22 protein-coding genes are annotated in these 23,913 nt (G+C 59.5%); 10 read left to right on the forward strand and 12 right to left on the reverse strand.

The window, feature by feature from the left end; translation table 11 throughout:
• Positions 1 to 5 precede the first annotated feature (5 nt).
• Positions 6 to 1,352 (reverse strand): sigma-54-dependent response regulator transcription factor AlgB, encoded by a 1,347-nt coding sequence (gene algB, locus AC07N8_RS10910; protein WP_123433277.1) that lies wholly within the window; start codon positions 1,350 to 1,352, stop codon positions 6 to 8.
• Between the two features lie 439 nt (positions 1,353 to 1,791).
• Here algB and AC07N8_RS10915 point away from each other — a divergent pair, with 439 nt between their 5' ends.
• From AC07N8_RS10915 to AC07N8_RS10935, 5 genes are all read left to right on the forward strand, one after another.
• Entirely contained in the window at positions 1,792 to 2,079 is a 288-nt protein-coding gene (locus AC07N8_RS10915; protein ID WP_483841508.1) for a hypothetical protein, read from the forward strand.
• 85 nt (positions 2,080 to 2,164) lie between these two features.
• On the forward strand, positions 2,165 to 2,329 hold the full coding sequence (locus AC07N8_RS10920; protein WP_003177151.1) for a DUF1328 domain-containing protein: 165 nt from the start codon (positions 2,165 to 2,167) through the stop codon (positions 2,327 to 2,329).
• A 2-nt stretch (positions 2,330 to 2,331) separates the two neighbouring features.
• Positions 2,332 to 2,796: an inhibitor of vertebrate lysozyme family protein gene (locus AC07N8_RS10925; RefSeq protein ID WP_483841509.1), complete on the forward strand. Its 465-nt coding sequence runs from the start codon at positions 2,332 to 2,334 to the stop codon at positions 2,794 to 2,796.
• A gap of 702 nt (positions 2,797 to 3,498) precedes the next feature.
• A complete protein-coding gene (gene gltP / locus AC07N8_RS10930; protein WP_027926163.1) occupies positions 3,499 to 4,830 on the forward strand; it encodes a glutamate/aspartate:proton symporter GltP in 1,332 nt (443 codons plus the stop codon).
• A gap of 205 nt (positions 4,831 to 5,035) precedes the next feature.
• Positions 5,036 to 6,265 (forward strand): nucleoside recognition domain-containing protein, encoded by a 1,230-nt coding sequence (locus tag AC07N8_RS10935; protein ID WP_493143670.1) that lies wholly within the window; start codon positions 5,036 to 5,038, stop codon positions 6,263 to 6,265.
• A gap of 120 nt (positions 6,266 to 6,385) precedes the next feature.
• On the opposite strand, the gene AC07N8_RS10940 is transcribed toward AC07N8_RS10935, so the two are convergent.
• From AC07N8_RS10940 to AC07N8_RS10980, 9 genes are all read right to left on the reverse strand, one after another.
• Entirely contained in the window at positions 6,386 to 7,012 is a 627-nt protein-coding gene (locus tag AC07N8_RS10940) for an ABC-type transport auxiliary lipoprotein family protein (protein WP_483841511.1), read from the reverse strand.
• Positions 7,009 to 7,947 (reverse strand): MlaD family protein, encoded by a 939-nt coding sequence (locus AC07N8_RS10945; RefSeq protein WP_483841512.1) that lies wholly within the window; start codon positions 7,945 to 7,947, stop codon positions 7,009 to 7,011. Before AC07N8_RS10945 ends, AC07N8_RS10940 begins: the two co-directional genes overlap by 4 nt.
• Before the next feature lies 1 nt (position 7,948).
• Complete coding sequence (locus AC07N8_RS10950) at positions 7,949 to 8,752, reverse strand: ABC transporter ATP-binding protein (protein ID WP_489334935.1); 804 nt, start codon at positions 8,750 to 8,752, stop codon at positions 7,949 to 7,951.
• Complete coding sequence (locus AC07N8_RS10955; RefSeq protein ID WP_493143668.1) at positions 8,749 to 9,897, reverse strand: ABC transporter permease; 1,149 nt, start codon at positions 9,895 to 9,897, stop codon at positions 8,749 to 8,751. The genes AC07N8_RS10950 and AC07N8_RS10955 overlap by 4 nt, the downstream gene beginning before the upstream one ends.
• Positions 9,898 to 9,951: 54 nt before the next feature.
• Complete coding sequence (locus tag AC07N8_RS10960; protein WP_493143666.1) at positions 9,952 to 10,980, reverse strand: DUF5924 family protein; 1,029 nt, start codon at positions 10,978 to 10,980, stop codon at positions 9,952 to 9,954.
• A gap of 101 nt (positions 10,981 to 11,081) precedes the next feature.
• Positions 11,082 to 12,458, reverse strand: a complete 1,377-nt coding sequence (locus tag AC07N8_RS10965; protein ID WP_493143664.1) for a M16 family metallopeptidase — start codon at positions 12,456 to 12,458, stop codon at positions 11,082 to 11,084.
• A gap of 133 nt (positions 12,459 to 12,591) precedes the next feature.
• Positions 12,592 to 14,250 carry a Na/Pi cotransporter family protein gene (locus AC07N8_RS10970; RefSeq protein WP_483841516.1) on the reverse strand — a complete coding sequence of 553 codons (1,659 nt, stop codon included), beginning with the start codon at positions 14,248 to 14,250 and terminating at the stop codon, positions 12,592 to 12,594.
• A 316-nt stretch (positions 14,251 to 14,566) separates the two neighbouring features.
• On the reverse strand, positions 14,567 to 15,334 hold the full coding sequence (locus tag AC07N8_RS10975; RefSeq protein ID WP_483841521.1) for a TerC family protein: 768 nt from the start codon (positions 15,332 to 15,334) through the stop codon (positions 14,567 to 14,569).
• Between the two features lie 84 nt (positions 15,335 to 15,418).
• Positions 15,419 to 16,726: a CitMHS family transporter gene (locus tag AC07N8_RS10980; RefSeq protein ID WP_123433261.1), complete on the reverse strand. Its 1,308-nt coding sequence runs from the start codon at positions 16,724 to 16,726 to the stop codon at positions 15,419 to 15,421.
• 419 nt (positions 16,727 to 17,145) lie between these two features.
• On the opposite strand from AC07N8_RS10980, the gene AC07N8_RS10985 reads away from it, so the two are divergent.
• Positions 17,146 to 17,547: a GFA family protein gene (locus AC07N8_RS10985; protein ID WP_493143661.1), complete on the forward strand. Its 402-nt coding sequence runs from the start codon at positions 17,146 to 17,148 to the stop codon at positions 17,545 to 17,547.
• On the opposite strand, the gene AC07N8_RS10990 is transcribed toward AC07N8_RS10985, so the two are convergent.
• Entirely contained in the window at positions 17,548 to 17,874 is a 327-nt protein-coding gene (locus AC07N8_RS10990) for a DOPA 4,5-dioxygenase family protein (RefSeq protein WP_493143658.1), read from the reverse strand. It abuts the gene before it with no gap.
• An 84-nt stretch (positions 17,875 to 17,958) separates the two neighbouring features.
• Between AC07N8_RS10990 and AC07N8_RS10995 the strand changes: the two genes are divergently transcribed.
• Positions 17,959 to 18,630: an NAD(P)-dependent oxidoreductase gene (locus AC07N8_RS10995; protein ID WP_493143654.1), complete on the forward strand. Its 672-nt coding sequence runs from the start codon at positions 17,959 to 17,961 to the stop codon at positions 18,628 to 18,630.
• Here AC07N8_RS10995 and AC07N8_RS11000 read toward each other — a convergent pair.
• A complete protein-coding gene (locus AC07N8_RS11000; RefSeq protein ID WP_493143652.1) occupies positions 18,617 to 19,567 on the reverse strand; it encodes a choline sulfate utilization transcriptional regulator in 951 nt (316 codons plus the stop codon). The genes AC07N8_RS10995 and AC07N8_RS11000 overlap by 14 nt on opposite strands.
• A gap of 114 nt (positions 19,568 to 19,681) precedes the next feature.
• Here AC07N8_RS11000 and betC point away from each other — a divergent pair, with 114 nt between their 5' ends.
• The 3 genes from betC to AC07N8_RS11015 all read left to right on the forward strand — a co-directional run bounded on the left by betC (position 19,682) and on the right by AC07N8_RS11015 (position 23,857).
• Positions 19,682 to 21,196 (forward strand): choline-sulfatase, encoded by a 1,515-nt coding sequence (gene betC / locus AC07N8_RS11005; RefSeq protein WP_493143650.1) that lies wholly within the window; start codon positions 19,682 to 19,684, stop codon positions 21,194 to 21,196.
• 16 nt (positions 21,197 to 21,212) lie between these two features.
• Positions 21,213 to 22,133: a choline ABC transporter substrate-binding protein gene (gene choX, locus AC07N8_RS11010; protein ID WP_493143648.1), complete on the forward strand. Its 921-nt coding sequence runs from the start codon at positions 21,213 to 21,215 to the stop codon at positions 22,131 to 22,133.
• Positions 22,134 to 22,288: 155 nt separating this feature from the next.
• Positions 22,289 to 23,857, forward strand: a complete 1,569-nt coding sequence (locus AC07N8_RS11015) for a SulP family inorganic anion transporter (RefSeq protein WP_483841528.1) — start codon at positions 22,289 to 22,291, stop codon at positions 23,855 to 23,857.
• Positions 23,858 to 23,913: the final 56 nt, after the last annotated feature.

Consider the following 23,913-nt stretch of genomic DNA (forward strand, 5'->3'; position numbering starts at 1 on the left):
GCAGCTCACAAGTTGTATTGCTTGCGTTTGCGGTACAGGGTCGAGGCATCAATGCCCAGGGTCTTGGCCGCTTGATCCAGTGTATCCGCCGTGGCGAGTACTGCACCGATGTGAGCTTTTTCCAGTTCGTCCAGGCTCAACGCGGCGCCAATGCGCGGCGCGTTGTTGATTGGGGTTTCAGCCATGCCCAAATGGCTGATCTCGACCCGTTCCTGTGGACAGATAATGCTCGCCCGCTCCACCACGTTTCGCAGTTCGCGGATGTTGCCGGGCCAGCGATAACCCAGCAGAGCTTCGCGGGCCTCATCGCTGAAGGCCCGGGCCGGGCGCGCGTACTCTTTGACGAAGCGAGCGAGGAAACGGTCGGCCAGGTTCAGGATGTCTTCACGGCGTTCGCGCAGCGGCGGCAGGTGCAACGTGATGACGTTCAGGCGATAGAGCAAGTCTTCGCGGAAGCGGCCGTCGCGCACCATATCTTCGAGGTTCAGGTTAGTCGCCGCGAGAATACGTACATCGGCGCGGCGGGTCACTGGGTCCCCTACCCGCTCGTATTCCTTGTCTTGAATGAACCGCAGCAACTTGGGCTGCAATGTCAGCGGAAAATCGCCGATCTCGTCGAGAAACAGCGTACCGCCATCGGCCTGGTTGACCCGGCCCAATGTACTTTCGCTGGCACCGGTAAACGCGCCACGGCTGTGACCGAACAGTTCGCTTTCCATCAGTTCGGCGGTCAGGGACGGGCAGTTGATCGTGACGCAGGACTTCTTCTGACGCTTGCTCCAGCCATGAATCGCCTGGGACAGCTCACCTTTACCGGTGCCGGACTCACCCAGGATAAGAATGTTGGCATCGGTCCCGGCCACCTGGCGGGCGGTTTCGAGCACCACTTTCATCGCCGGGCTGTGGGAGTCCAGGCCATCCTTGGGTTTGCGCACTTCACCTTCAAGGGCTTCCAGGCGAGCGGACAATTGCCGCACTTCCAGCTGCTTGGCGGTGGCCAGGCGCAATTGATCAGGGCTGCAGGGCTTGACGAGGTAATCGGCGGCGCCCGCCTGAATCGCATCGACCGCAGTGTCTACGGCTGAGTGCGCGGTGACGATCACCACACGCATCCACGGCGCCTGAATACGCATCTGCGCCAACACATCCAGGCCATTGTCCTCGCCCAGGCGCAGATCCAGAAAGCACAGGTCGAATACCTGGCGCTGCAACAAGGCATCGGCCTGAGCGGCGCTGTTCGCGGTAGAGACGCTGTAGCCCTCGTCTTCGAGGCAATAGCGGAAGGTTCGCAGGATAGCTGACTCATCGTCTACCAACAGAATGCGGCCTTGATGCACCGTGGCTGATTCCATGTTCCTGCGCTCCTTTAATGATTGATCTTGGTTAGTCCCGGATAAATCGGGCAAGTTGCATGGTCGATTCTGATCCATTCCAGCACTGGCAGGGTAGCTATCTAAGGCCGGCCTGCCTAATCCGCTGATTTTCATGGTTTTTTATTAAAACACCGGATTTTAGGCGGTTACCCGCCTCCCTTTCTGACACCTGCGCCTGTCGCTCAATTCAAAAATATTCAAAGTGCCTGGAAATCTATCGTGCATTTCGCACGACCCTGGAGGGGTCATCGTGCAGGATGCGTCGCAATCGATTTTCATAAACTTCTTAACCTATTGATTTTGATAAGTTTTATTTGCGCAAAAAAACTGGCATGCAGGCTGCAATGGTCTGGGTAATCAGGGCATTTACCTCTATGCCCACCAACAAGATCACCACCAAAGTGGGAGGAGCTTCAGGATGAATCGCTACCGTGCCGCCCAACTGCGAATCTCGCCACTGCATACCCAGCAAGGCTTGTTTGCTGTTCTGGCATTGCTGATCACGTTGATCGCCGGCCAACAGTTCGTGCGTTGGGAGCAGAGCCAGCAGCCAGAGGCGCCGCACGTATCGATTCAACATGCAGCCCAAACCCACTTCAGCGCCGTCAGCAGCAGTCAGGCCGACCTCACCCCGATGCGGATGATGGACGTCGACCAGGCGCAGCCTCTGGACGAGATGCCTCGTCAGGAGCGCTGGGTGTTCTAGGTAATCGAACTTGGCGCGCGGTCTGCGCCGGGACACAAGCACCACAAGCGACACCTCTAAATAATGAAGCGTAAGGAGAATCACCATGTTGAGCTGGGCAATCACCTTCTTGATCATTGCCATCATCGCTGCAGTACTGGGCTTCGGTGGTATCGCGGGCACCGCCACGGGTATCGCCAAGATTCTCTTTGTCGTGTTCCTGGTGATGTTCATTGCTTCCTTCTTCTTTGGCCGTCGTGGCCGAGGCTGAACATGAGCGTTTTGTACAAGACACTGGCAGCCGCCCTGCTTTTGGGCGGTAGTGCCATGGCAATGGCGGCCAATGACGGCCAAATGCGGGCCAATGGGTTGCTTACCACCGACCCGCAATACCGTGAAACGTGGCAAGGCGTGGTGAAGAAGGAAGAACGCCTGCCGGAATGGGTGATGAACCTGTCTGGCGATGCCGAGCAAATGAATGCTGTTGAGGAAGATGGCCACAAGTATCTGGTCGGGCCGTTGTGTGAAACACAGCCCACCTGCCTGAACGAACGCCTGATCGTGGCTTTCAGTTTCGACAAGGAAGATGCCTACGCCATGCTGGTCGAAGTGCCCGCAGGACTGCCGGCCGACAAGTCGCCCACGCGACATGCCAGCTACCGCTTCCTCGGCAAACCGGACCAAGGCATGCAGGACCTGTTGATGGAACAGCTGAAAAAAGATCCGCATTGGTACTGAATTTGTCATATGAAAGAAGCACTCTGCTTCTCTCTACTGCGCTACCCGATGAAGGTAGCCGCATGACCAAGGGGCCGGGACGTTCTGACTGTTACAGGGTCGGAGTGACCTACGGGTACAGGGAGTACCTGCGCAAGGGCCGGGTCAGGCAAAAGCTGCGACGCAAATTCGCCGGGTCATAGGACTCGACGAATTTGCGGAGAGCTTCATTCGCAAAAGCAGCGTTCCAGAACGCATCGCTGATTTACTCCTATGCCACTTCCGTTAAATCTCCGCAAAAACATTTCGCGGTGTTTCTTCGCGACCGTATATCGAGAAAGCCGTCTGCAAATGACGGCGATTTTTTGCAGCTAAACGTAGGTTTTTTCTGAAGTTTTAACCCTGAATCCCCCGCTTAAAAAATAACCAACCACCTCTGAAATGGCCGGTTCACGGCACTTATAGCTGCCGAAATGGCGTATTCGAACCGGTTGGGACGCCAGTTTCATTTGGAAAAGCTCATGCCGATTCGGCATAGGGTAGGCGTTTACGGCATTAGACGTCGCTTCCTTGCATCGGAATAGTTGCGCCTTTTTTCGCCTGCCAGAGAGCCACTAACAAGCGCTCCGGGGCTCCTTATACGGGGGCAAATGCATACACTTTTCGCCACAAGCGAACCAGTGACTGCGTCTGCCTGAGTCAAACGCAAGTAAGGGTAATGATATGAAGAAGGCAAAGCTTAGCCTCGCCTGGCAGATCCTCATCGGTCTGGTATTGGGGATTGCAATCGGTGCGCTGCTCAACCATTTCAGTGCCGAAAAAGCCTGGTGGATCAGCAACGTCCTGCAACCGGCAGGCGATATCTTTATCCGTCTGATCAAGATGATCGTGATCCCGATCGTGATCTCTTCGCTGGTCGTCGGCATCGCTGGCGTCGGCGACGCCAAGAAACTCGGGCGCATCGGTCTGAAGACCATCATCTATTTCGAGATTGTCACCACCATCGCCATCCTGGTCGGTCTGGTGTTGGCCAACGTGGTCCATCCGGGCACCGGCATCGACATGAGCACCCTCGGTACCGTGGATATTTCCAAGTACCAGGCCACTGCCGCCGAGGTTCAGCATGAACACGCGTTCATCGAAACCATCCTCAACCTGATCCCGTCGAACATCTTCGCGGCCATGGCCCGCGGCGAGATGCTGCCGATCATCTTCTTCTCCGTGTTGTTCGGCCTCGGTCTGTCGAGCCTGCAATCGGACCTGCGCGAGCCGCTGGTGAAGATGTTCCAGGGCGTCTCGGAAAGCATGTTCAAAGTCACTCACATGATCATGAACTACGCGCCTATCGGCGTGTTTGCCCTGATCGCGGTGACCGTGGCCAACTTCGGCTTCGCTTCCCTGCTGCCGCTGGCCAAGCTGGTGGTGCTGGTGTACTTCGCCATCGCCTTCTTCGCCTTCGTGGTGCTGGGCCTGATCGCCCGCCTGTTCGGCTTCTCGGTGATCAAGCTGATGCGCATCTTCAAGGATGAGCTGGTGCTGGCCTACTCCACCGCCAGCTCCGAAACCGTGCTGCCGCGCGTGATCGAGAAGATGGAAGCCTACGGCGCGCCGAAAGCCATTTGCAGCTTCGTGGTGCCGACCGGTTACTCGTTCAACCTCGACGGTTCGACCCTGTACCAGAGCATCGCGGCGATCTTCATTGCCCAGCTGTACGGCATCGACCTGTCGATCAGCCAGCAATTGCTGCTGGTGCTGACCCTGATGGTCACCTCCAAAGGCATCGCCGGTGTACCGGGCGTTTCCTTCGTGGTGCTGCTGGCTACGTTGGGCAGCGTCGGTATTCCGTTGGAAGGCCTGGCGTTCATCGCCGGTGTCGACCGCATCATGGACATGGCCCGTACCGCATTGAACGTGATCGGTAACGCGCTGGCCGTGCTGGTCATCTCGCGCTGGGAAGGCATGTACGACGACGCCAAGGGTCAGCGCTACTGGAACTCCCTGCCGCACTGGCGCAGCAAGGAAAAACTGCCGGCTGGCGAAGTTTCCAAGAACTGACGCCGTAAACCCTGTGGGAGCGAGCCTGCTCGCGAAAGCGGTGTGTCAGACAACGAAGATGTTGAACTGACTGGCCTCTTCGCGAGCAGGCTCGCTCCCACAAGGGAGCGCGTCCTTCGTGCTAAACAAACCCCGGAGAAATCCGGGGTTTGTCGTTTCTGGCTACCCCGCTATCATTCGCCGCATATTCCGGGGGATTTGACTGATGCTTAATGGCCTGTGGCTTGGCTTCTTCATCGTGGCTGCCGTTTCGGCGCTGGCGCAATGGCTGATCGGTGGCAACGCCGGGATCTTCGCGGCGATGGTGGAGAGTATTTTCGCCATGGCCAAGCTGTCGGTCGAAGTCATGGTCCTGCTGTTCGGCACCCTGACCCTGTGGCTGGGCTTTCTGCGCATCGCCGAGAAAGCCGGGATTGTCGAATGGCTGGCCAAAGCCTTGGGTCCACTGTTCCTGCGCCTGATGCCGGAAGTACCGGCGGGCCACCCGGCCATCGGCCTGATCACCCTGAACTTCGCCGCCAACGGCCTGGGCCTGGACAACGCCGCCACACCGATCGGCCTCAAGGCGATGAAGGCCCTGCAAGAACTCAACCCCAGTGCAACGATCGCCAGCAACGCGCAGATCCTGTTCCTGGTGCTTAACGCCTCCTCCCTGACCCTGCTGCCGGTGACGATCTTCATGTACCGCGCCCAGCAAGGCGCGCCGGACCCGACGCTGGTGTTCCTGCCGATCCTGCTCGCCACCAGTTGCTCGACCATCGTCGGTTTCCTGTCGGTTGCGTTCATGCAGCGCCTGCGCATCTGGGACCCCGTGGTGCTGGCGTACCTGATTCCCGGTGCCCTCGCCCTCGGTGGCTTCATGGCGCTGCTGACGACGCTCTCAGCCACCGCTCTGGCCGGTCTTTCATCGATCCTCGGCAACCTGACGCTGTTCGGGCTGATCATGCTGTTTCTGATCATCGGCGCGCTGCGCAAAGTTAAGGTCTACGAAGCATTCGTCGAAGGCGCCAAAGAAGGTTTCGACGTGGCCAAGAACCTGCTGCCGTACCTGGTGGCGATGCTCTGTGCGGTGGGCGTACTGCGGGCGTCCGGCGCGCTGGACTTTGGTCTGGACGGGATTCGGCATCTGGTGGAGTGGGCCGGTTGGGACACGCGCTTCGTCGACGCGTTGCCGACGGCGATGGTCAAACCATTCTCCGGCAGCGCCGCAAGGGCGATGCTGATCGAAACCATGAAAACATCCGGCGTAGACAGTTTCCCGGCGTTGGTGGCGGCCACGGTCCAGGGCAGTACTGAAACCACGTTCTACGTGTTGGCGGTGTACTTTGGTGCGGTGGGCATCCAGCGCGCGCGGCATGCGGTGGGGTGTGCGTTGCTGGCAGAACTGGCCGGCGTACTGGGCGCCATCGGGGTTTGCTACTGGTTCTTCGGTTAACTACAGAACCCCTGTGGGAGCGAGCCTGCTCGCGAAAGTGGTGTGCCAATCAACATAGATGTTGAATGTGCGGCCCCCTTCGCGAGCAGGCTCGCTCCCACATTTGGTTGTGCATTGGCTTTAAGGTCTTGCTGGCAGCTCGACTTTCTGCCCTTGCTCAACCGCCCAATTCACCACCTGCGCCGTCAATTGGTCGCTTGCCTGGCCAAACCCGGCGACCACTGCGGGGACTTTCACATCGCTCAGTGGCTGGCGCACTTCGAAGCGACGGCTGGCGAGGATGTGCTGGTCATAGCTGCGCACCAGCAAGGCATCCAGGCTTACGACCACAGTGGCGGTCGTGCCTTGATACTCCGTCTGAAACGCTTGCAAATGCCCACCCAGCTCCAGATCTGTCTGGAAAATGCTGTCATCGGTGCTCAACAGCGGCACCCGACCATCCTGCTGAAAACCATCCAACAGACGATTGCGCAGCAGCACCGGTGCCGGATCGCTCCAACGCGAGCCCTTGTAGCTGCTGATCACATCGCCTTGGGGAATCACTGCGATGTTCGGGCTCTTCAACACATCACTGGCCTGGAACTTGGTCAGACGCAGCGACCAGCGTTGCGGCGTGCCATGACTGGCCGACGCGTGGCTCTGGGTCGACGGCAATCGATAAACATCGAACGGCTCGGGCTTGGGCAGGATCGAGCACGAACTGATCAGCGTGAAGCCGGCGAGGAGGGCGATACGAGTCAGCTTCATGGCGTGAATTCCTTGTTCTTGTCACTGCCCAACAGGTAACCACTGGGGTTTTCTTCGAGGCGTTGTGAGATGGCGCGCAACGAGGTCAGGGTTTCTCGTAGCTCGCGAACCGCCGGGGCCAGGCCATTGAGGCCCTGCATGCCGCTGTTGAGCGAATCCTGATTGGTGGCGAGCAACTTGTTGATCGTCGCGGTGCTCTGCTGCAGCGACTTCATCGCCTGCTCGGCGCTGCCCAACGCGTCCTTGCCATGATCATTGAGCAGGCCGTTGGCATTGCGCATCAGCGCCGTGGTCTGCTCCAGCATGTTGTTGGCTTGCTTGCCCACGGACGCCAGTTGCTGCATCGCCTGACGGATATCGCCGCGCTGATCGGCAATCGCCCCAGTGGTTTGTTCCAGGTGCTCCAGGGTGTTGCTGATGCGGTCGACGTTTTCTGTGGAGAACAACAGGTTGGCGTTATGCATCAGCGTGTTCACGCCGGCCATCAGGTCGTTGCTGTCATTGAGCAGGCGAGCGATGGGTGAGGGCGAGGCGACGATGGTCGGCAGGTTGCCGTCCTTGCCCTTGAGCGCCGGGCTCTGCGGAGTGCCGCCGCTGAGCTGGATGATCGAGGTCCCAGTGACGCCGGTCAGTGCCAGTTTGGCCTGGGTGTCTTCCTTGACCGGGGTGTCACCGCCCAGACGAATCCGCGCCAGCACCCGGCGCGGGTCTTTCGGGTCCAGGCGCAATGTCACCACGTCGCCGACCTTGATCCCGCTGTACTGCACCGAACTGCCTTTGGACAGGCCGCTGACCGCCTCGTTGAAGACCACTTCGTAATCCTTGAACTCGGTGTCGACGCTGGACTTGGCCAGCCACAAGCCGAAGAGCAGGGCGCCCGCCACCACAATCACGGTGAACAGGCCGATCAATACATGATGGGCTCGGGTTTCCATGTCAGACCTCATTCAACTGTTGAGCGGCCGTCAGCGCCGCGCGGCCGCGAGGGCCATGGAAGTATTCGTGAATCCACGCGTCGTCGGTTTCCGACACCTTGTCGATGGCGTCCGCCACCAGCACTTTCTTCTGCGCCAGCACCGCCACACGGTCGGTGATGGTGTAGAGCGTGTCGAGGTCGTGGGTCACCAGGAAAACACTCAGACCCAGCGCATCGCGCAGGGTCAGGATCAATTGATCAAACGCCGCCGCGCCAATCGGGTCGAGGCCGGCCGTGGGTTCGTCGAGAAACAGGATGTCCGGGTCCAGCGCCAACGCACGGGCCAATGCCGCCCGCTTGATCATGCCGCCGGACAGCGAAGCGGGGTACTTGTCGGCGGCCGACAGCGGCAGCCCGGCCAGCGCCAGTTTGACCGCCGCCAGGTGCTCGGCGTCTTCACGACTGAGGCCGGCGTGCTCGATCAAGGGCAGGGCAACGTTTTCGGTCACGGTCAGCGAAGAGAACAGGGCGCCTTGCTGGAACAGCACGCCGAAACGCCGTTCAACCTTCGAGCGCTCCTGCTCGGACAAGGTCGGCAGGTTTTTACCGAAGACCCGCACGTCACCTTCGTTGGGCCGACGCAGGCCGACAATGCTGCGCAGCAGCACCGATTTACCGCTGCCGGAACCGCCGACCACGGCGAGAATTTCACCTTTGTACAAATCGAGGTCGAGGTTTTCGTGCACGCTTTGACTGCCAAAGCGATTGCACAGCCCACGGACTTCGATCACCGCCTCGGAAGGCGCTCGGGGTAAACGACTCACCAGCCCATCTCCATGAAAAACAGCGCGGCCACGGCGTCGAGCACGATCACTACGAAAATCGACTGGACCACGCTGGACGTGGTGTGTGCACCGACCGACTCCGCGCTGCCGCTGACTTTGAAACCTTCAAGGCAGCCAATCGAGGCGATCAGGAAGGCGAAAATCGGTGCTTTGACGATCCCCACCAGAAAATGCTGAACCCCGATGTCCGATTGCAGCAGCGAGAGGAACATCGCCGGCGAAATATCCAGCGACACCGCACAGACCACGCCGCCGCCAATAATCCCCGAGAGCATCGCCAGAAAGGTCAGCATCGGTAAGGCGACCAGCAGCGCCAGAACACGCGGCACCACCAGCAACTCCATCGGGTCGAGGCCCAGGGTGCGGATGGCGTCGATTTCTTCGTTGGCCTTCATCGAACCGATCTGCGCGGTGAACGCACTGGCGGTGCGCCCGGCCATCAGGATCGCCGTCAACAGCACCGCGAATTCGCGCAGGAAGGAAAAGGCCACCAGGTCCACGGTGAATACCGTGGCGCCAAAACTGGCCAACACCGTCGCCCCGAGAAACGCCACCACCGCGCCCACCAAAAAGGTCAGCAGGGCGACGATGGGAGCGGCGTCGAGGCCGGTTTGTTCGATGTGCGCGACCATTGGCGTGATGCGCCAACGCTTGGGTTGAAACAGGCTGCGGGCGATGGTTTCGATAATCAGCCCGACGAACCCCAACAGTTGCAGGGTGTCCTGCCAAACCGTATCCACGGCGCGGCCAATGCGGGTCAGCAATTGAATGCTGACGCTGATTTCCGGTTCCTTGATCGGCACACAGAAATCAGTCATCGAGCGGTAGATGGTCTGCAACAGGGCGCGATCGGCGGTGGACAGGGTGCAATCGGGGTGTTCGGCGGACCGGCCGAGGCGCTCGGTCCCCAACAGTTCGACCAGCAATGAGGCACCCGCGGTGTCGAGGGCGCCCAGACTGTTGAGATCGATGTGAGTGTTGTCGTCGTATTGACCGCGAAGCTTTTCGCACAAGGTCTTGAGATCGGCGTAATGGGCAAGCGTCCAGTCACCCGTCACCCGCAGCTGAGCAGGGGAGTGAGAGTCGTCCAGTTGGGCATTGCCGGCCATTGTGCTGCTGGTCATAAGCTCCGTGCTTGTTCGGTTAATACGCAGAACTACGTAATAGCACGAACCGCATTACTTTTCTTTGGTCGGTGTGCTGTCCGTGACGATGAAGCGCAGCACGCCGATAACCTGGCCGTCTTCGGTCAACACCCGGACCTGCCATTTGCCCGCCGGGTTGCCCGGGAAATTCTGTTTGTGGGTCCAGGCGCGGTAGCCTTCCTTGCGTCCGCCGTGGATGTCCAGCGGGATGCGGTCGACCTCTTTGCCGTCGAACTGCCACACGTGATAAATCCGCTCATCCAGACCGCGCGGGGCGTTGATCGCGGTGTAGGCATACAGCCCGCCGCCACGAATCTGCTCGGCCGTGACCTCATCCAGGCTTTTGCCGGGGGTGCGGTCCTGCATTTGCGTGCTGATTGCCACGTCAGTCATCCACAACGTCGCCGGCGGCACCCACGAACGCAGGACCCAACCGAGGGCGCCGATGCCCAGGGTGATACTGAGGATCGCCAAGGCGTTGCGCACGGTGCGGATCGGGAAGATCGACGCCAGGCTCGGGAACGACAGCAGCACGGCGATCCCCAGCGCCAGTTTGAAACTCTGGGACGTGGTGAGGTGCATGATGACGGGCAGGGCGGTCAGCAACGCCGCGAACAGCGTCAGGGTATGCAGCGCCAGGAACGCCCAGCGACGGGGCGCCAGCCATTTGTAGTAGAGCGGGTCGATGATGGAAATCAGCGCGGCGATGCTCAACAGCCCGGTGAAAAACAACTGGCCGCTGTTCCAGGTGGTGGTGATGAAAAAGAACGGCAGGACGAAGAACAGGCTTTCCTGGTGGATCATCTGCGTGGCGTAACGCAGCAGTGGCTGGGGAATCTCGCGCTTGAAGATTTTGGTGAACAGCTGGGTGAGACTGTTTTCCAGCATCAGCCAGACCCAGCTGAGCACCATGATGATGGTGATCCAGGTCGCCAGGCCTTGTTGGCGATCCACCAGGATGAAACTGCCGACACCGGAGATGAAACCACCGAGCGCAATGACCCCTGGATAGCGCTTCATCAATTCCAGGATGCGCTGGACGTATTGGGTCAGGATCGGCATTCGGCGGTTCACATTCGTCGTAGGAAATATCCTCGACAGGTTACCCGCCGGGGGCCCACCTCACCACAAAATCCTTGGCTGCCGCAGGGGCTTGTTACTGGTTACTGTCTGCGGTGAATGCGCCAGCCCAATAAGCCGAGAATCAACAACCCCAACACGCCGCCAATCACCCACATCACCTGGTCATCACCCATCAGCGGCTTCTCGATCCGCAGATACCCAGGCTGCAGCAGCAACTCACGCAACGCCTTGTTCGCTTCCTCCAGCGTCACGCCTTGCAGTTCCCTCGCCGGATCGGCGAAGCGCCCGTCTTCATAGTCGCCAAGGGCACTCCAGTAATAATCCGCCAGCGCGCTATTGCCTTGCACGGCCCAGGCCTGACGGGCGATGGCCGCCTGCTTAAGACGGTTGAAGGTGTCGGCGTCGAGACCGTCCCTGAGCAACTGCGCTTTCAACTCCTCAAGGACCTGCCCAGCCTGGGGCACATCATCGCGCTCAAGGTCGGCGTTCAGGCTCATGAAGCCCACACCGCCAAACAACTCGCGTTCCGCCGAAGGCCCGTAGGACAAGCCATGGACCAGACGCATCTGGCGATACAGCGCCCAGTCCAGATAGTCCTTGAGCAGGTCGAACGTCTCGTCGTGCTCGTCCTCCAGCACCGGCTCCGGCACCAGCCAGTGCAACTTGGCACCATCGCCGACAAAGCCACTGCTCAACGTGCGCTCATGAGCGGCACTGGAGCGAATTTCCGGCAGGGGCAAGTGTTCGCTCGGGTCGACCGCCACCAGCTCACCCCAGGCCCGTTCCAGATAGGCCGGCAGCAACCGGTCGAGGTCACCGACCATGATCAGGGTCATGTTGTTGGGTGCGTACCAGAGCTTGCGCACCTTATCCAGTTGTTCGCGGGTCAGGTGATCGACTTCGGCGCGCTGCGGGCATTTGAGGCCCAGCTCCACCGCCAGTTGATTGCTGGCCGTATGGCCAAGGTCCTGGCGATCCAGCCAACGTTGCAGGTGCGTGTAATGACCGCCGTCTTCACGCTCGACCACTTGCTTGGCGGCGTTGATGGCGTTGTCGTCGATGCGGGTCTGGGTCAGCAGCGCCAGCAACAGGTCGAGGACCTTGCGCTGGTTTTTCGCCGGGGCTTCGATGACGAACGTGGTGTCGGCGTTGCTGGTGTAAGCGTTCCACTCGCCACCCAGCGCCTGCATGCGCTCTTCCAGGCCACCTTCGCCGGTGGCGTCGATGCCGCTGAACAACAAGTGTTCGAGCAGATGGGGCAGTTCTTTGTCGGCGCAATTGAAATCATCCAGGCCAACCCCGACCACCAGACGAATCGCCACATGCCCGCGGTCAGCGCCCGGCTTGAGCAGCAATTGCAGGCCATTGGGCAGCGTATAGCCCTCGACCTGAAAACGATCCAGGGCAAACGAAGGAAGTGAACCGAGCAACAAACACGCGAACAACAGACAACGCATAACAGGTTTCCATACGGCTGATTGGAGATCCGTGTCGCTTTCCGGGCAGCCATCGCGAGCTTGCTCCGGGCGGCGTTCCGACGATGCTTTTAAGCCGGAACCCATGTAACTGACTGACCACACAGCCAGACGTTCAAGGCGAATGCGTGATGTCCGCCAAATCGTCGACCGACAACGCTCCCGTATCAGACGTCTCCAGCACCACATACGCGCTGCTGCAAAACAGCGAATTCAAACGTTTCATGTCGGCAATCAGTTCCAGGTGCAGCGAACTGGTCTCGATACTTTGCACAATCTTACGTTGCAACCGGCTGACATGGGCATGGGCCAGACGCCTTTCCTGTGCGCGAAAGCGACGTTTTTCCCGCAACAACTGGCGGGCACTTTCCTTGTCGGCACTCAGGAATACGGACAACCCCAAGCGCAGATTGGAGATTAGCTGACTGTGCAGCCCTGCCAATTCCTCCAGCCCCACCTCGGAAAAAGACCGGCGCTGCGAGGTTTTCTGCTGCTGAACCTTACGCAACATGCGTTCGATCAGGTCGCTGGCGAGTTTGAGGTTGATCGCCAATTCAATGATTTCTGCCCAGCGCCGGCTGTCCTGGTCGCTGAGGTCTTCACGGGGCATTTGCGCCAGATAGAGCTTGATCGCGCTATAGAGCGCTTCGACATCATCGGTCAGGCGGCGCATTTCCTGGGTCACGGCGGTTTGCTTGCCGCGCAGCACATCGAGCATCGCTTCGAGCATGTTGTCGATCAGATCGCCCATGCGCAGGGTTTCCCGCGCCGCATTCGCCAGCGCCAGGCTCGGTGTGACCAGCGCGGTCGGGTCAAGGTGCCGGGGTTTGGCCATTCCGTTGACCTCCGGCCGCTCCGGCAGCAACCAGGCGCACAACCGGGCCATCACCCCCACGCTCGGCAGCAGGATCAGGCAACGCGCGGTGTTGTAGAGCAAGTGGAAGCCAATGACCATTTCCTGCGGGCTGAAGTCCAGGCTATCCATCCAGTGCACCAGCGGATCCAGCACCGGGATGATCAGCAGCAAACCAATCAGCTTGTACAACAGACTACCGAGCGCAACCTGGCGGCCAGCGGCGTTCTGCATGCTGGTGCTGAGGAACGCGAGGACGCCACTGCCGATGTTGGCGCCAATCACCAGGCCGATGGCCACGGGCAGGCTGATCACATTCGCGCCGGCCAACGTCGCGGTCAGCAGGACAGCCGCGAGACTCGAATAGGAGACCATTGCGAACAGCGCGCCGATCAAGGCATCGAGCAGGATGTCGCCGGTCAGTGAGGCGAAGATCACCTTCACCCCTTGCGCATGGGTGATCGGCCCGGCGGCTTCGACGATCAGTTGCAGCGCCAGAATGATCAGGCCCAGCCCGATGCAGACCCGGCCCATCTGCCCGACCCGCGTCTGTTTGCGCGACAGGAAAAAAATCACCCCGACAAAGATCAGCAACGGCGACAGCCATGACAAATCGAACGTCAGCACCCGCGCCATCAGCGCCGTACCGACATCAGCGCCGAGCATGGTCGCCAGCGCCGGGGTCAGCGCCATCAGGCCCTGACCGACAAACGAAGTGACGAGCATGGCGGTGGCGTTACTGCTCTGCACCATCGCCGTCACCACGATGCCGGCAATAAACGCCAGCCAGCGTTTGGACATGTTCTGGCCAATCACATGGCGCAGGTTGGTGCCGTAAACCCGCAGGATGCCGGTTCGGACGATGTGTGTGCCCCAGATCAACAAGGCCACGGCCGATAACAAATTGAGCAGGGTGAGCATAAAGGCCCCCTGTGGTGGTCGCGCCCCAGAGGGGCAAATTGACGGTACCGCGCGTTTTTCTACGTTCTGTACTTTAGCTGTAGTTGGCTAACGGTCTGGGCGCCAGCATTGCACAGCTAAAGAGGTGAATGAAACAAAACTGTCATGAAAACAGTTTTATGGAGCGGTGGAAAAAAGAGCAGGTTTTTGGACTGCACAAAACAAATGTGGGAGCGAGCCTGCTCGCGAAGGGGCCTTCACATTCAACAGTGTTGTTGACTGAAAGACCGCCTTCGCGAGCAAGCTCGCTCCCACAGGTTGTGCAGTGACGCCGGGGTTATTGGCCCGGAACGTCCTTGCGCAGTTTCACCGGATCTTGCTGTTTTTTCTTTTTCGCGATGGCAGTGCGCATCTTGATGTTGATCGCTTCAACCGCCAGCGAGAACGCCATGGCGAAGTAGACGTAGCCTTTTGGCACGTGCACGTCGAAGGATTCGGCAATCAGCACGGTACCGACGATTAGCAGGAACGACAGCGCCAGCATCTTCAGCGACGGGTGCTTGTCGATGAACTCGCTGATGGTGCCGGAAGCCCACATCATCACCAGCACGGCCACGACGATCGCGGCGACCATGACCGGAACATGGGAGACCATGCCGACGGCGGTGATCACCGAATCCAGCGAGAACACGATGTCGATGATCGCGATCTGGATGATGGTGTAGAGGAAGTTGCCGCCCTTGCCGCTCGGCTCTTCGTTGGTTTCGTCTTCACCTTCCAGCGCGTGGTACATCTCTTGCGAGCTCTTCCACAGCAGGAACAGACCACCGAAGAACAGGATCAGGTCTCGCCCGGAAATACCCTGGCCGAACACCACGAACAGGTCGGCCGTGAGGCGCATGACCCAGGTGATCGACAGCAGCAACAGGATCCGCGTGATCATGGCCAGGGCCAGACCGAAAATCCGGGTGCGCGCCTGCATGTGCTTGGGCATGCGGCTGACCAGGATCGAAATCATGATGATGTTATCGATACCCAGGACGATTTCCAGGGCGGTCAGGGTAAAGAAGGCAACCCAGATTTCAGGGTTGGTCAGCCATTCCATGTGTATTCCTTTGAGGATGTGTTAAACCACGAAAGGCCCGGGCTTCAAACGGCGAAGACCGGACCCGTCATGGTGAGTCTTTGGTTATAGAGTGCTGAACAGCGGAAAAATCCCCATCAGCAACGCTGCAACCAGTATGCACATGCACACCAGCACGGCCCATTTCAGGGTAAAGCGCTGATGGTCACCGAATTCAATACCGGCCAGGGCCACCAACAAATAGGTCGATGGTACCAGCGGGCTCAGCAAGTGGACGGGCTGACCGACGATCGAGGCACGTGCCATTTCCACTGCGGTTATACCGTAATGGCTGGCGGCTTCGGCAAGTACTGGTAACACGCCGTAATAAAATGCGTCGTTCGACATGAAAAATGTGAACGGCATGCTTACCAGCGCAGTGATCACGGCCAGGTACGGGCCGAGGAAATCCGGGATAACCCCCAGCAGGCTTTTGGACATCGCGTCGACCATGCCGGTGCCGGACAGGATACCGGTGAAGATGCCGGCAGCGAAGATCAGGCCGACCACCGACAACACGCTACCGGCGTGAGCCGCAACGCGGTCCTTCTGCATTTGCAGGCAAGGATAGTTGACAATCATCGCGATACTGAACGCCACCATGAACAGCACCGGCAGCGGCAACAGGCCGGCGATCAGGGTGCACATCAGGGCCAGGGTCAGCAAACCGTTGAACCAGATCAGCTTCGGACGACGGGCATCAGGGAACTGCGAAACGCTGATTTCACTGTGGTCGATTTCATCGCCGGCCAGGTGCAATTCACCCAGACGCGCACGCTCGCGCTTACCGTAGAAGTAGGCAATCGCCAGGATCGCCACCACACCAGCTAGCATCGCCGGAATCATCGGCACGAAAATGTCGGATGGGTCGACATGCAGTGCGCTGGCCGCACGGGCGGTCGGACCACCCCATGGGGTCATGTTCATCACGCCACCGGCGAGGATGATCAGGCCGGCCATGATCCGCGGGCTCATGCCGATGCGGCTGTAGAGCGGCAGCATGGCGGCCACGCAGATCATATAAGTGGTCGCGCCGTCCCCATCGAGGGAAACGACGAGCGCCAGTACGGCGGTGCCGACCGAAACTTTCAGCGGGTCGCCCTTGACCAGTTTGAGGATCTTGCGCACGGCCGGGTCGAACAGGCCGGAGTCGATCATCAGGGCGAAGTACAGAATGGCGAACATCAGCATCACGCCGGTCGGCGCGAGCTTGGTGATGCCTTCGAGCATCATCGGGCCGATCTTCGGCGCAAAACCGCCGAACAGGGCAAAGATGATCGGGATGATGATCAGGGCGATCAGCGCGGACAGGCGCTTGGTCATGATCAGGAACATGAACGTGATGACCATGGCAAAGCCAAGGAAAGTCAGCATGGGAATACTCCAGGCGTAGCGCGGCTAGGGGAAATGGGCGAACCGGTTGGGTCAGCGCAGAACAGGAAGCACGAGGCGTACGGGCGGAGTGACAGCGAAGCGGCGGGTAGCAAAGGACATCAGGATCACCATTGTTGTTGTTAAATGGGCCGTGCGAGCGATAAAAACACTCATGGGCCAACCGGTCTGTTGCCGGCAGTGGGGGCGATCCTAATCGGGGAAGCTTTCAGCCAGCTTTCGCCGGTGAAAGCATTGAGCGGATGGGCGACCGGTCGTCGGACCGGTTTAAGCGGATGGACCGAGGTGCGACTTTCGCGAGCAGGCTCGCTCCCACAAGGGTTTTGTGTACGACAAAGATCAAATGTGGGAGCGAGCCTGCTCGCGAAGGCGTCAGTACATAGACAACAGGAGGAAACAGCATGGCCAACATCCACACCGGCGGCTGCCACTGCGGACATCTGCGCTATCAATTCAGCGGGCCGCTGCACGACATCGCCCACTGCCATTGTTCGATTTGCCGACGGGTCAGCGGCGGGATCGTCACCACCTGGATCACCGTGCCCACGCCAGCCTTTCAATGGACGAAAGGCACGCCCGCGCAGTACCAGTCTTCGTCAACCGGCGTGCGCAGTTTCTGCTCGAACTGCGGGGCGCAACTGGCGTTCATGAACCCCCTCAGTCCCGAGACCATCGACGTCACCATCGCCACCTTCGACCATCCAGAGCTGGCGCCAGCCGAGCGGCATATATGGACCGACAACCGCTTGCCGTGGCTGCATCTGGACGAACACCTGCCCGGCGAAGCAGAAGAAACGATCTGATCAGAAAATAGACAGGTCCAGTGGCCGGATCGCGCCCATCCAGATCGCGTGCTCGGTATGGTCGAGCAAGTCATCGCCCGTGTCCGGGTGCAGGAACACCACCAGGCCCTTGCGGTTAAGTGCCAGCCACGGCAGCACTTCACCAATGAGCTCCGGCCCGAACGCCAGTTGGCAGCTCCAGTCCGGGTGCGGGCCGACGGGGCGTTCGTGTACGCGGCCCATCTTCAGGTCGAACACCTTTGCCGCTTCTTCACACAACGCTCGCGCCTGCTCGATGGTGCTGGCGTCGAAATACACATGGGCGTGATAGCCCTTGATCTGCTGCATCTGAATCCCTCTGAAACCCGGTCGAACCCTCACCGTTTCCTACAGGTCACACACCATATACGTAGGAAACAAGGAACTTCAGCCATGAAAAATGCCGAAACCCCAGTGATAAAAGTGGTGCTTTATGGTGCCATGAGCAGCCTGGGCAGTGCGCTGATGGCTGAAATGCTGCGGCGCCAACATGAAGTGATCGCCATTCTGGACGACCTCACGGCGCTGGCGCCACGCCCAGGCTTGCGAACAAAAACCGGCGACCTGTTTGAAGCGGAGCGCGTTAAACAAAGTGTGGCGGGGTGTTCAGTGGTCATCTGTTTACTGGACGCGCCAGGGTTACCGTTCAACAGCGAATACATTGAAAAAACCATCATTCCAGGCCCGGTCGAGCAAGTGCTGGCCGTGGATGCGTTGATCGAAGGCATGCAGGCGGCGGGCATTGCGCGGCTGTTTCTGGTAGGTGATTTTGAATTGCTGGACGACCCGGAAATAGAAGATCGATTGCAACGCCATGCCGCCGAAGAAATCCGCGAAGCGCTGCAAAACAGTACGTTGCGCTGGACGCTGGTCAATGCGCCGCGCGGTGTGTCCGGCCTGACGATCGAGCACTTCAGCCATGTCAGCGACAGCCTTGAATCGGGCCTGGCCGAACCGCTGCAACGGTTGAACCGCGTGGCCGTAGGGATCGCCGATGAACTGCATCTGAACCTGCATGTGGGCGAGCACGTGAACTTCATCGCGGCTGACACTAAACAGCAATAAAGGGCAACGGCAGGCCATTCAACGATTGCGCGCTACCGGCCTGTTCCTCCATCAACCAGTCCACAAACTGTTGAATCAATGCCCCACGCCGTTTTCGCTGGGGCAGGACCACGTAATAACCCAGCCTGGAAATAACCGTCTCGGCAATCGGCCGGCACAACAAATCTTGCGCCAGCAAGTTATCCACAAGGTGCCGCCAGCCAATCGCTACGCCTTGTCCGCCAATCGCCGCTTGAATCAATAGGGTGTAATTGTCGAAGCGCAGCTGTCCCGGTGCAGGCGCCGACGTTATCCCCAACTCGCGAAACACACCGCTCCAGTCGAACCAGTTACTGCTGTTTTCACCCCTCAAATGAAGCAGCGGAAACTCCAGCAACGACTGTGCAGGCAAGGGTTGGGAACGATCCTTGAGCAACAGAGGGCTGCACACCGGAAACACTTCTTCGCTGAACAGCCAATGGCTTTCACCCTGCTTGAAGCGTCCGTCCCCGAACAACACCGCCACATCGATATCGGTGCGCAACATGTTGTGATTGCGCTCGCTGGTGACGAGGCTGACGTCCACCCGAGGATTGGCTTGGTGAAAACGGTGCAGACGCGGCATCAACCAATAGGCGGCGAAGGCGAAATCGGTCGCGACTTGTAGCACTTCATGTTGCTGCTGTGCGCTGATCGCGCTCAATCCTGCGTCGATATTCTGCAAACCGAGCTGAATTTGCTCAAAAAGAATCGTCCCGGCCTCTGTCAATTCGATCCCGCGATAAATGCGGTCAAACAACCGCGTCGCGAGTTGCTCCTCCAATCGCTTGATCTGCTGGCTGACTGCCGGCTGCGTCGTGCCAAGCTCCACCGCCGCCGCAGTGAAGCTGCGATGACGGGCGGCCGCTTCAAAGGCACGAAGCAGGTCGAGCGACAGATCACCAAGGGCGTCATACATAAGCTGGGCTAATCCTAGTCATTGCCTGGCATGGGCTTTACCGCAAAGTGCATGGGTAACATGCTCGGTCGCAGCACTCTCGCATAAATATTCACTATGGAATGCCGCGATCACATGAAGCGCAAGAACATTCTTTTCATCATGGCCGATCAAATGGCCGCGCCAATGTTGCCGTTCTACGGTCCTTCGCCGATCAAACTGCCGAATCTGAGCCGCCTCGCCGCCGAAGGCGTGGTGTTCGACGCCGCTTATTGCAACAGCCCGCTGTGCGCGCCGTCGCGTTTTACCCTGGTCAGCGGCCAATTGCCGAGCAAGATCGGCGCCTACGATAACGCGGCCGATTTCCCCGCCGACGTGCCGACCTATGCCCATTACCTGCGTCGCCTCGGTTACCGCACCGCACTGTCGGGCAAGATGCACTTCTGCGGCCCGGACCAACTCCACGGCTACGAAGAACGCCTGACCAGCGACATCTACCCGGCCGACTACGGTTGGGCCGTGAATTGGGATGAGCCGGACGTGCGTCCGACCTGGTACCACAACATGTCGTCGGTGCTGCAAGCCGGGCCGTGCGTGCGCACCAATCAGCTGGATTTCGACGAGGAGGTGGTGTTCAAGGCTCAGCAATACCTGTTCGATCACATCCGCGAGGACGGCGACCAGCCGTTTTGCCTGACCGTTTCGATGACACACCCGCACGATCCGTACACGATCCCCAAGGCTTTCTGGGATATGTACGACGATGCCGACATTCCGTTGCCTGAAACCCCGCCACAGACTGAACTCGATCCGCATTCCCAGCGTTTGCTCAAGGTTTACGACCTGTGGGATAAACCGTTGCCTGTGGATAAGATTCGCGATGCACGCCGTGCCTATTTCGGTGCATGCAGCTATATCGACATCAACGTCGGCAAACTCCTGCAAACACTTGAGGAAACCGGTCTGATCGACGACACGATCATCGTATTCTCCGGTGACCATGGCGACATGCTCGGCGAGCGCGGCCTCTGGTACAAAATGCACTGGTACGAAATGGCCGCCCGCGTGCCCCTGTTGATAAGTGCGCCGGGGCAGTTCGGGGCAGGGCGGGTCAGCGCCGCCGTGTCCACCGCCGACCTGTTGCCGACCTTCGTGGAACTGGCCGGTGGAGCGCTGGAACCGGGTTTGCCGCTGGACGGCCGCTCACTGGTTTCGCACTTGCAAGGGCAGGGCGGTCATGACGAAGTGTTCGGCGAATACATGGCCGAAGGCACCATCAGTCCGTTGATGATGATCCGTCGCGGCGCTTACAAATTCATCTACAGCGAAGACGACCCCTGTCTACTCTTCGACGTACACAACGACCCGCGCGAATTGGAGGAACTCAGCCAATCGCCGCAACATCGTTCGCTTTTCGAAGAATTTCTGGCCGAAGCACGCACCAAATGGAACATCCCGGCGATTCACCAACAAGTGCTCGCCAGCCAGCGGCGCCGACGTTTCGTTGCCGAGGCGTTGACCATCGGCAAGCTGAAGAGCTGGGATCACCAGCCGCTGGTGGACGCCAGTCAGCAGTACATGCGCAACCACATCGACCTCGATGATCTGGAGCGCAAAGCACGTTATCCACAACCCTGCCAAAACCAATAATCTCAAGGGGAAGTCCATGCAAAAGTTATCCACAGTATTGACGGTCGGGCTTTTGGCTCTGGGCAGCGCATCGGCCTTTGCCGATCAAAGCTGCGAGACGGTGAAAATGGCCGACCCTGGCTGGAGCGACATCGCCGCGACCAACGCCATCACCGGGTTTCTGCTGGATGGCATGGGCTACAAGGCCAAGGTCGACACCCTCGCGGTGCCGATCACCTTCGGTGGGTTGAAGGATGGTCAGGTCGACGTGTTTCTGGGTAACTGGATGCCGGCGCAGCAGGGCTTCTACGACAAATTCGTAGCCACCGGCGATGTCACGCAGTTGGCGAAGAACCTCGACGGCACCGAGTTCACCCTCGCCGTTCCCGACTACGTGTGGGACGCGGGTGTACATAACTTTGCCGACCTGAACAAATACGCTGATAAATTCGACAAGAAGATCTACGGCATCGGTTCGGGCGCGCCAGCAAACATCTCGTTGCAGCAAATCATCAAGAAGAACGACTTCGACATGGGCCAATGGAAACTGGTCGAGTCCAGCGAGCAAGCGATGCTGGCCGAAGTGTCTCGCGCCGTGAAGAAACAGAAGTTCGTGACGTTCCTCGGCTGGACCCCGCACCCGATGAATGTGCAGCTGAAAATGCATTACCTGAAGGGCGGCGAGAAGTACTTCGGCGACACCGGCAGCGTGCATACCCTGACCCGCAAGGGCTACGCCGAAGCCTGCCCGAACGTGGGCAAACTGCTGACCAACCTGAGTTTCACCCAGGACATGGAGAACAGCATCATGGCCGAGGTGGTGAACAAGAAGGTCAGCAATGCGGACGCGGCCAAGGCGTGGATCAAGGCCAATCCGGCGGTGCTGGACAAGTGGCTGGAGGGCGTGAAGACAGCGGATGGCAAGGATGCGCTGGCGGCGGTCAAAGCCAAACTCTGACCCCATGTGTGAGCGAGCCTGCTCGCGAAGGGGCCGTCAGATCCGATATTTATGTCGACTGACATTCCGCATTCGCGAGCAGGCTCGCTCCCACAGAGGGAACAATCGGCATCTGTCCTGCTACCCTTGCGCCAAAACCCCACCCGAGAGGACCCATGGCCTTCCCCAGCCGCCATTCACTCTTCCCCTTCCTCAGTTGGTTGCCCCGGCAAACCCGCGCCAGCGTCGGGCGTGACCTGATCGTCGGCCTCAGCGGGGCGATTCTCGCGTTGCCGCAGTCCATTGCCTACGCATTGATCGCCGGTCTCCCACCGGAATACGGCTTGTACGCCGCGATCATCCCGGTGTTGATCGCCTGCCTGTGGGGTTCATCGTGGCATTTGATCTGCGGTCCCACGGCGGCGATTTCCATTGTCCTGTTCGCCAGCGTCAGTCCGCTGGCCGTCCCCGCGTCACAGGACTACATCACACTGATCCTGCTGCTGACGCTGCTGGCCGGTATTTTCCAATGGCTGCTGGGCATGCTGCGGTTCGGTGCCCTGGTGAATTTCGTCTCGCATTCGGTGGTGCTGGGTTTCACCCTGGGCGCGGCGGTGGTGATTGCCATCGGGCAGTTGCCGAACTTGCTGGGATTGGATTTGCCCAGCCAGGCCACGGCGCTGGACAGCTTCCTGATGTTGTTCAAGCACCTCGGTGACTTGGATAAACCGTCGTTGGTGCTCGGCCTGGCGACGGTCGTCGTCGGCGTGGTGCTGAAGATGTTGCTGCCTCGCTGGCCGACATTGTTGATCACGCTGGTCCTCGCCGGGTTGATAGTGTGGCTGTGGCCATCGATGTTCGGCCATGTAAAGTTGGTCAGCGCCTTTGTCGGGCGTTTGCCGCCGTTCAGCCCCGTGCCGCTGGATCTGGACCTGATCCTGCGTCTGCTGCCGAGCGCAGTGGCGGTGGGCATGCTGGGGTTGGTGACCAGCCTGTCGATTGCCCGCTCCTTGTCGGCCCGCTCGCAGCAATTGCTCGACGCCAATCAGGAAGTCCGCGCCCAAGGCCTGTCGAACATCGTCGGGGCGTTTTTTTCCGGTTCGCTGTCAGCAGGATCCTTCACACGTTCGGGCTTGAGTTACGAAGCCGGCGCCTGCTCACCGATGGCCGGGGTGTTCTCGGCCGTGTGGGTCGCGCTGTTCGCGATTTTCGGCGCCGGGCTGATCGCTCACATCCCGATCCCGGCCATGGCCGGCAGCATTCTGCTGATCGCCTGGGGTCTGGTGGATCATCGCGGCATACGTGCGCTGTTGCGCGTCAGCCGCGCGGAATTCGTGGTGATGGCGCTGACCTGTGTCGCCACGTTACTGCTGGAATTGCAGACGGCGATTTATGCCGGGGTGCTCGCTTCGTTGTTCTTCTACCTCAAGCGCACCTCACAACCGCGGGTGCAGCATTCCCGCGAAGGGGATGAAGACATCCTGCGGGTGGGTGGTTCGATCTTTTTCGGCGCCAGCCATTACCTGCAAGTGCGCCTGCAACGCCTGCACGGTGCGCGCGTGGTGATCGAAGCGCAGCAAATCAACTTTATCGATTATTCAGGGGTGGAGATGTTGCATCAGGAAGCGCGGCGACTGCTCAAGCAGGATCGCAGCCTGACACTGCGCCGCGCACGGCCGCAGGTGGTGGAGGAGTTGAGGAAGCTGGAAGGGGCGGAGAAGTGCCCGATCAGGTTCGAGGATTGATCCGCCATTGCGCAGATCCCCTGTGGGAGCGAGCCTGCTCGCGAAGGCGGCGTGTC

The sequence above is a fragment of the Pseudomonas sp. GW821-FHT10C09 genome (genome assembly GCF_059415465.1).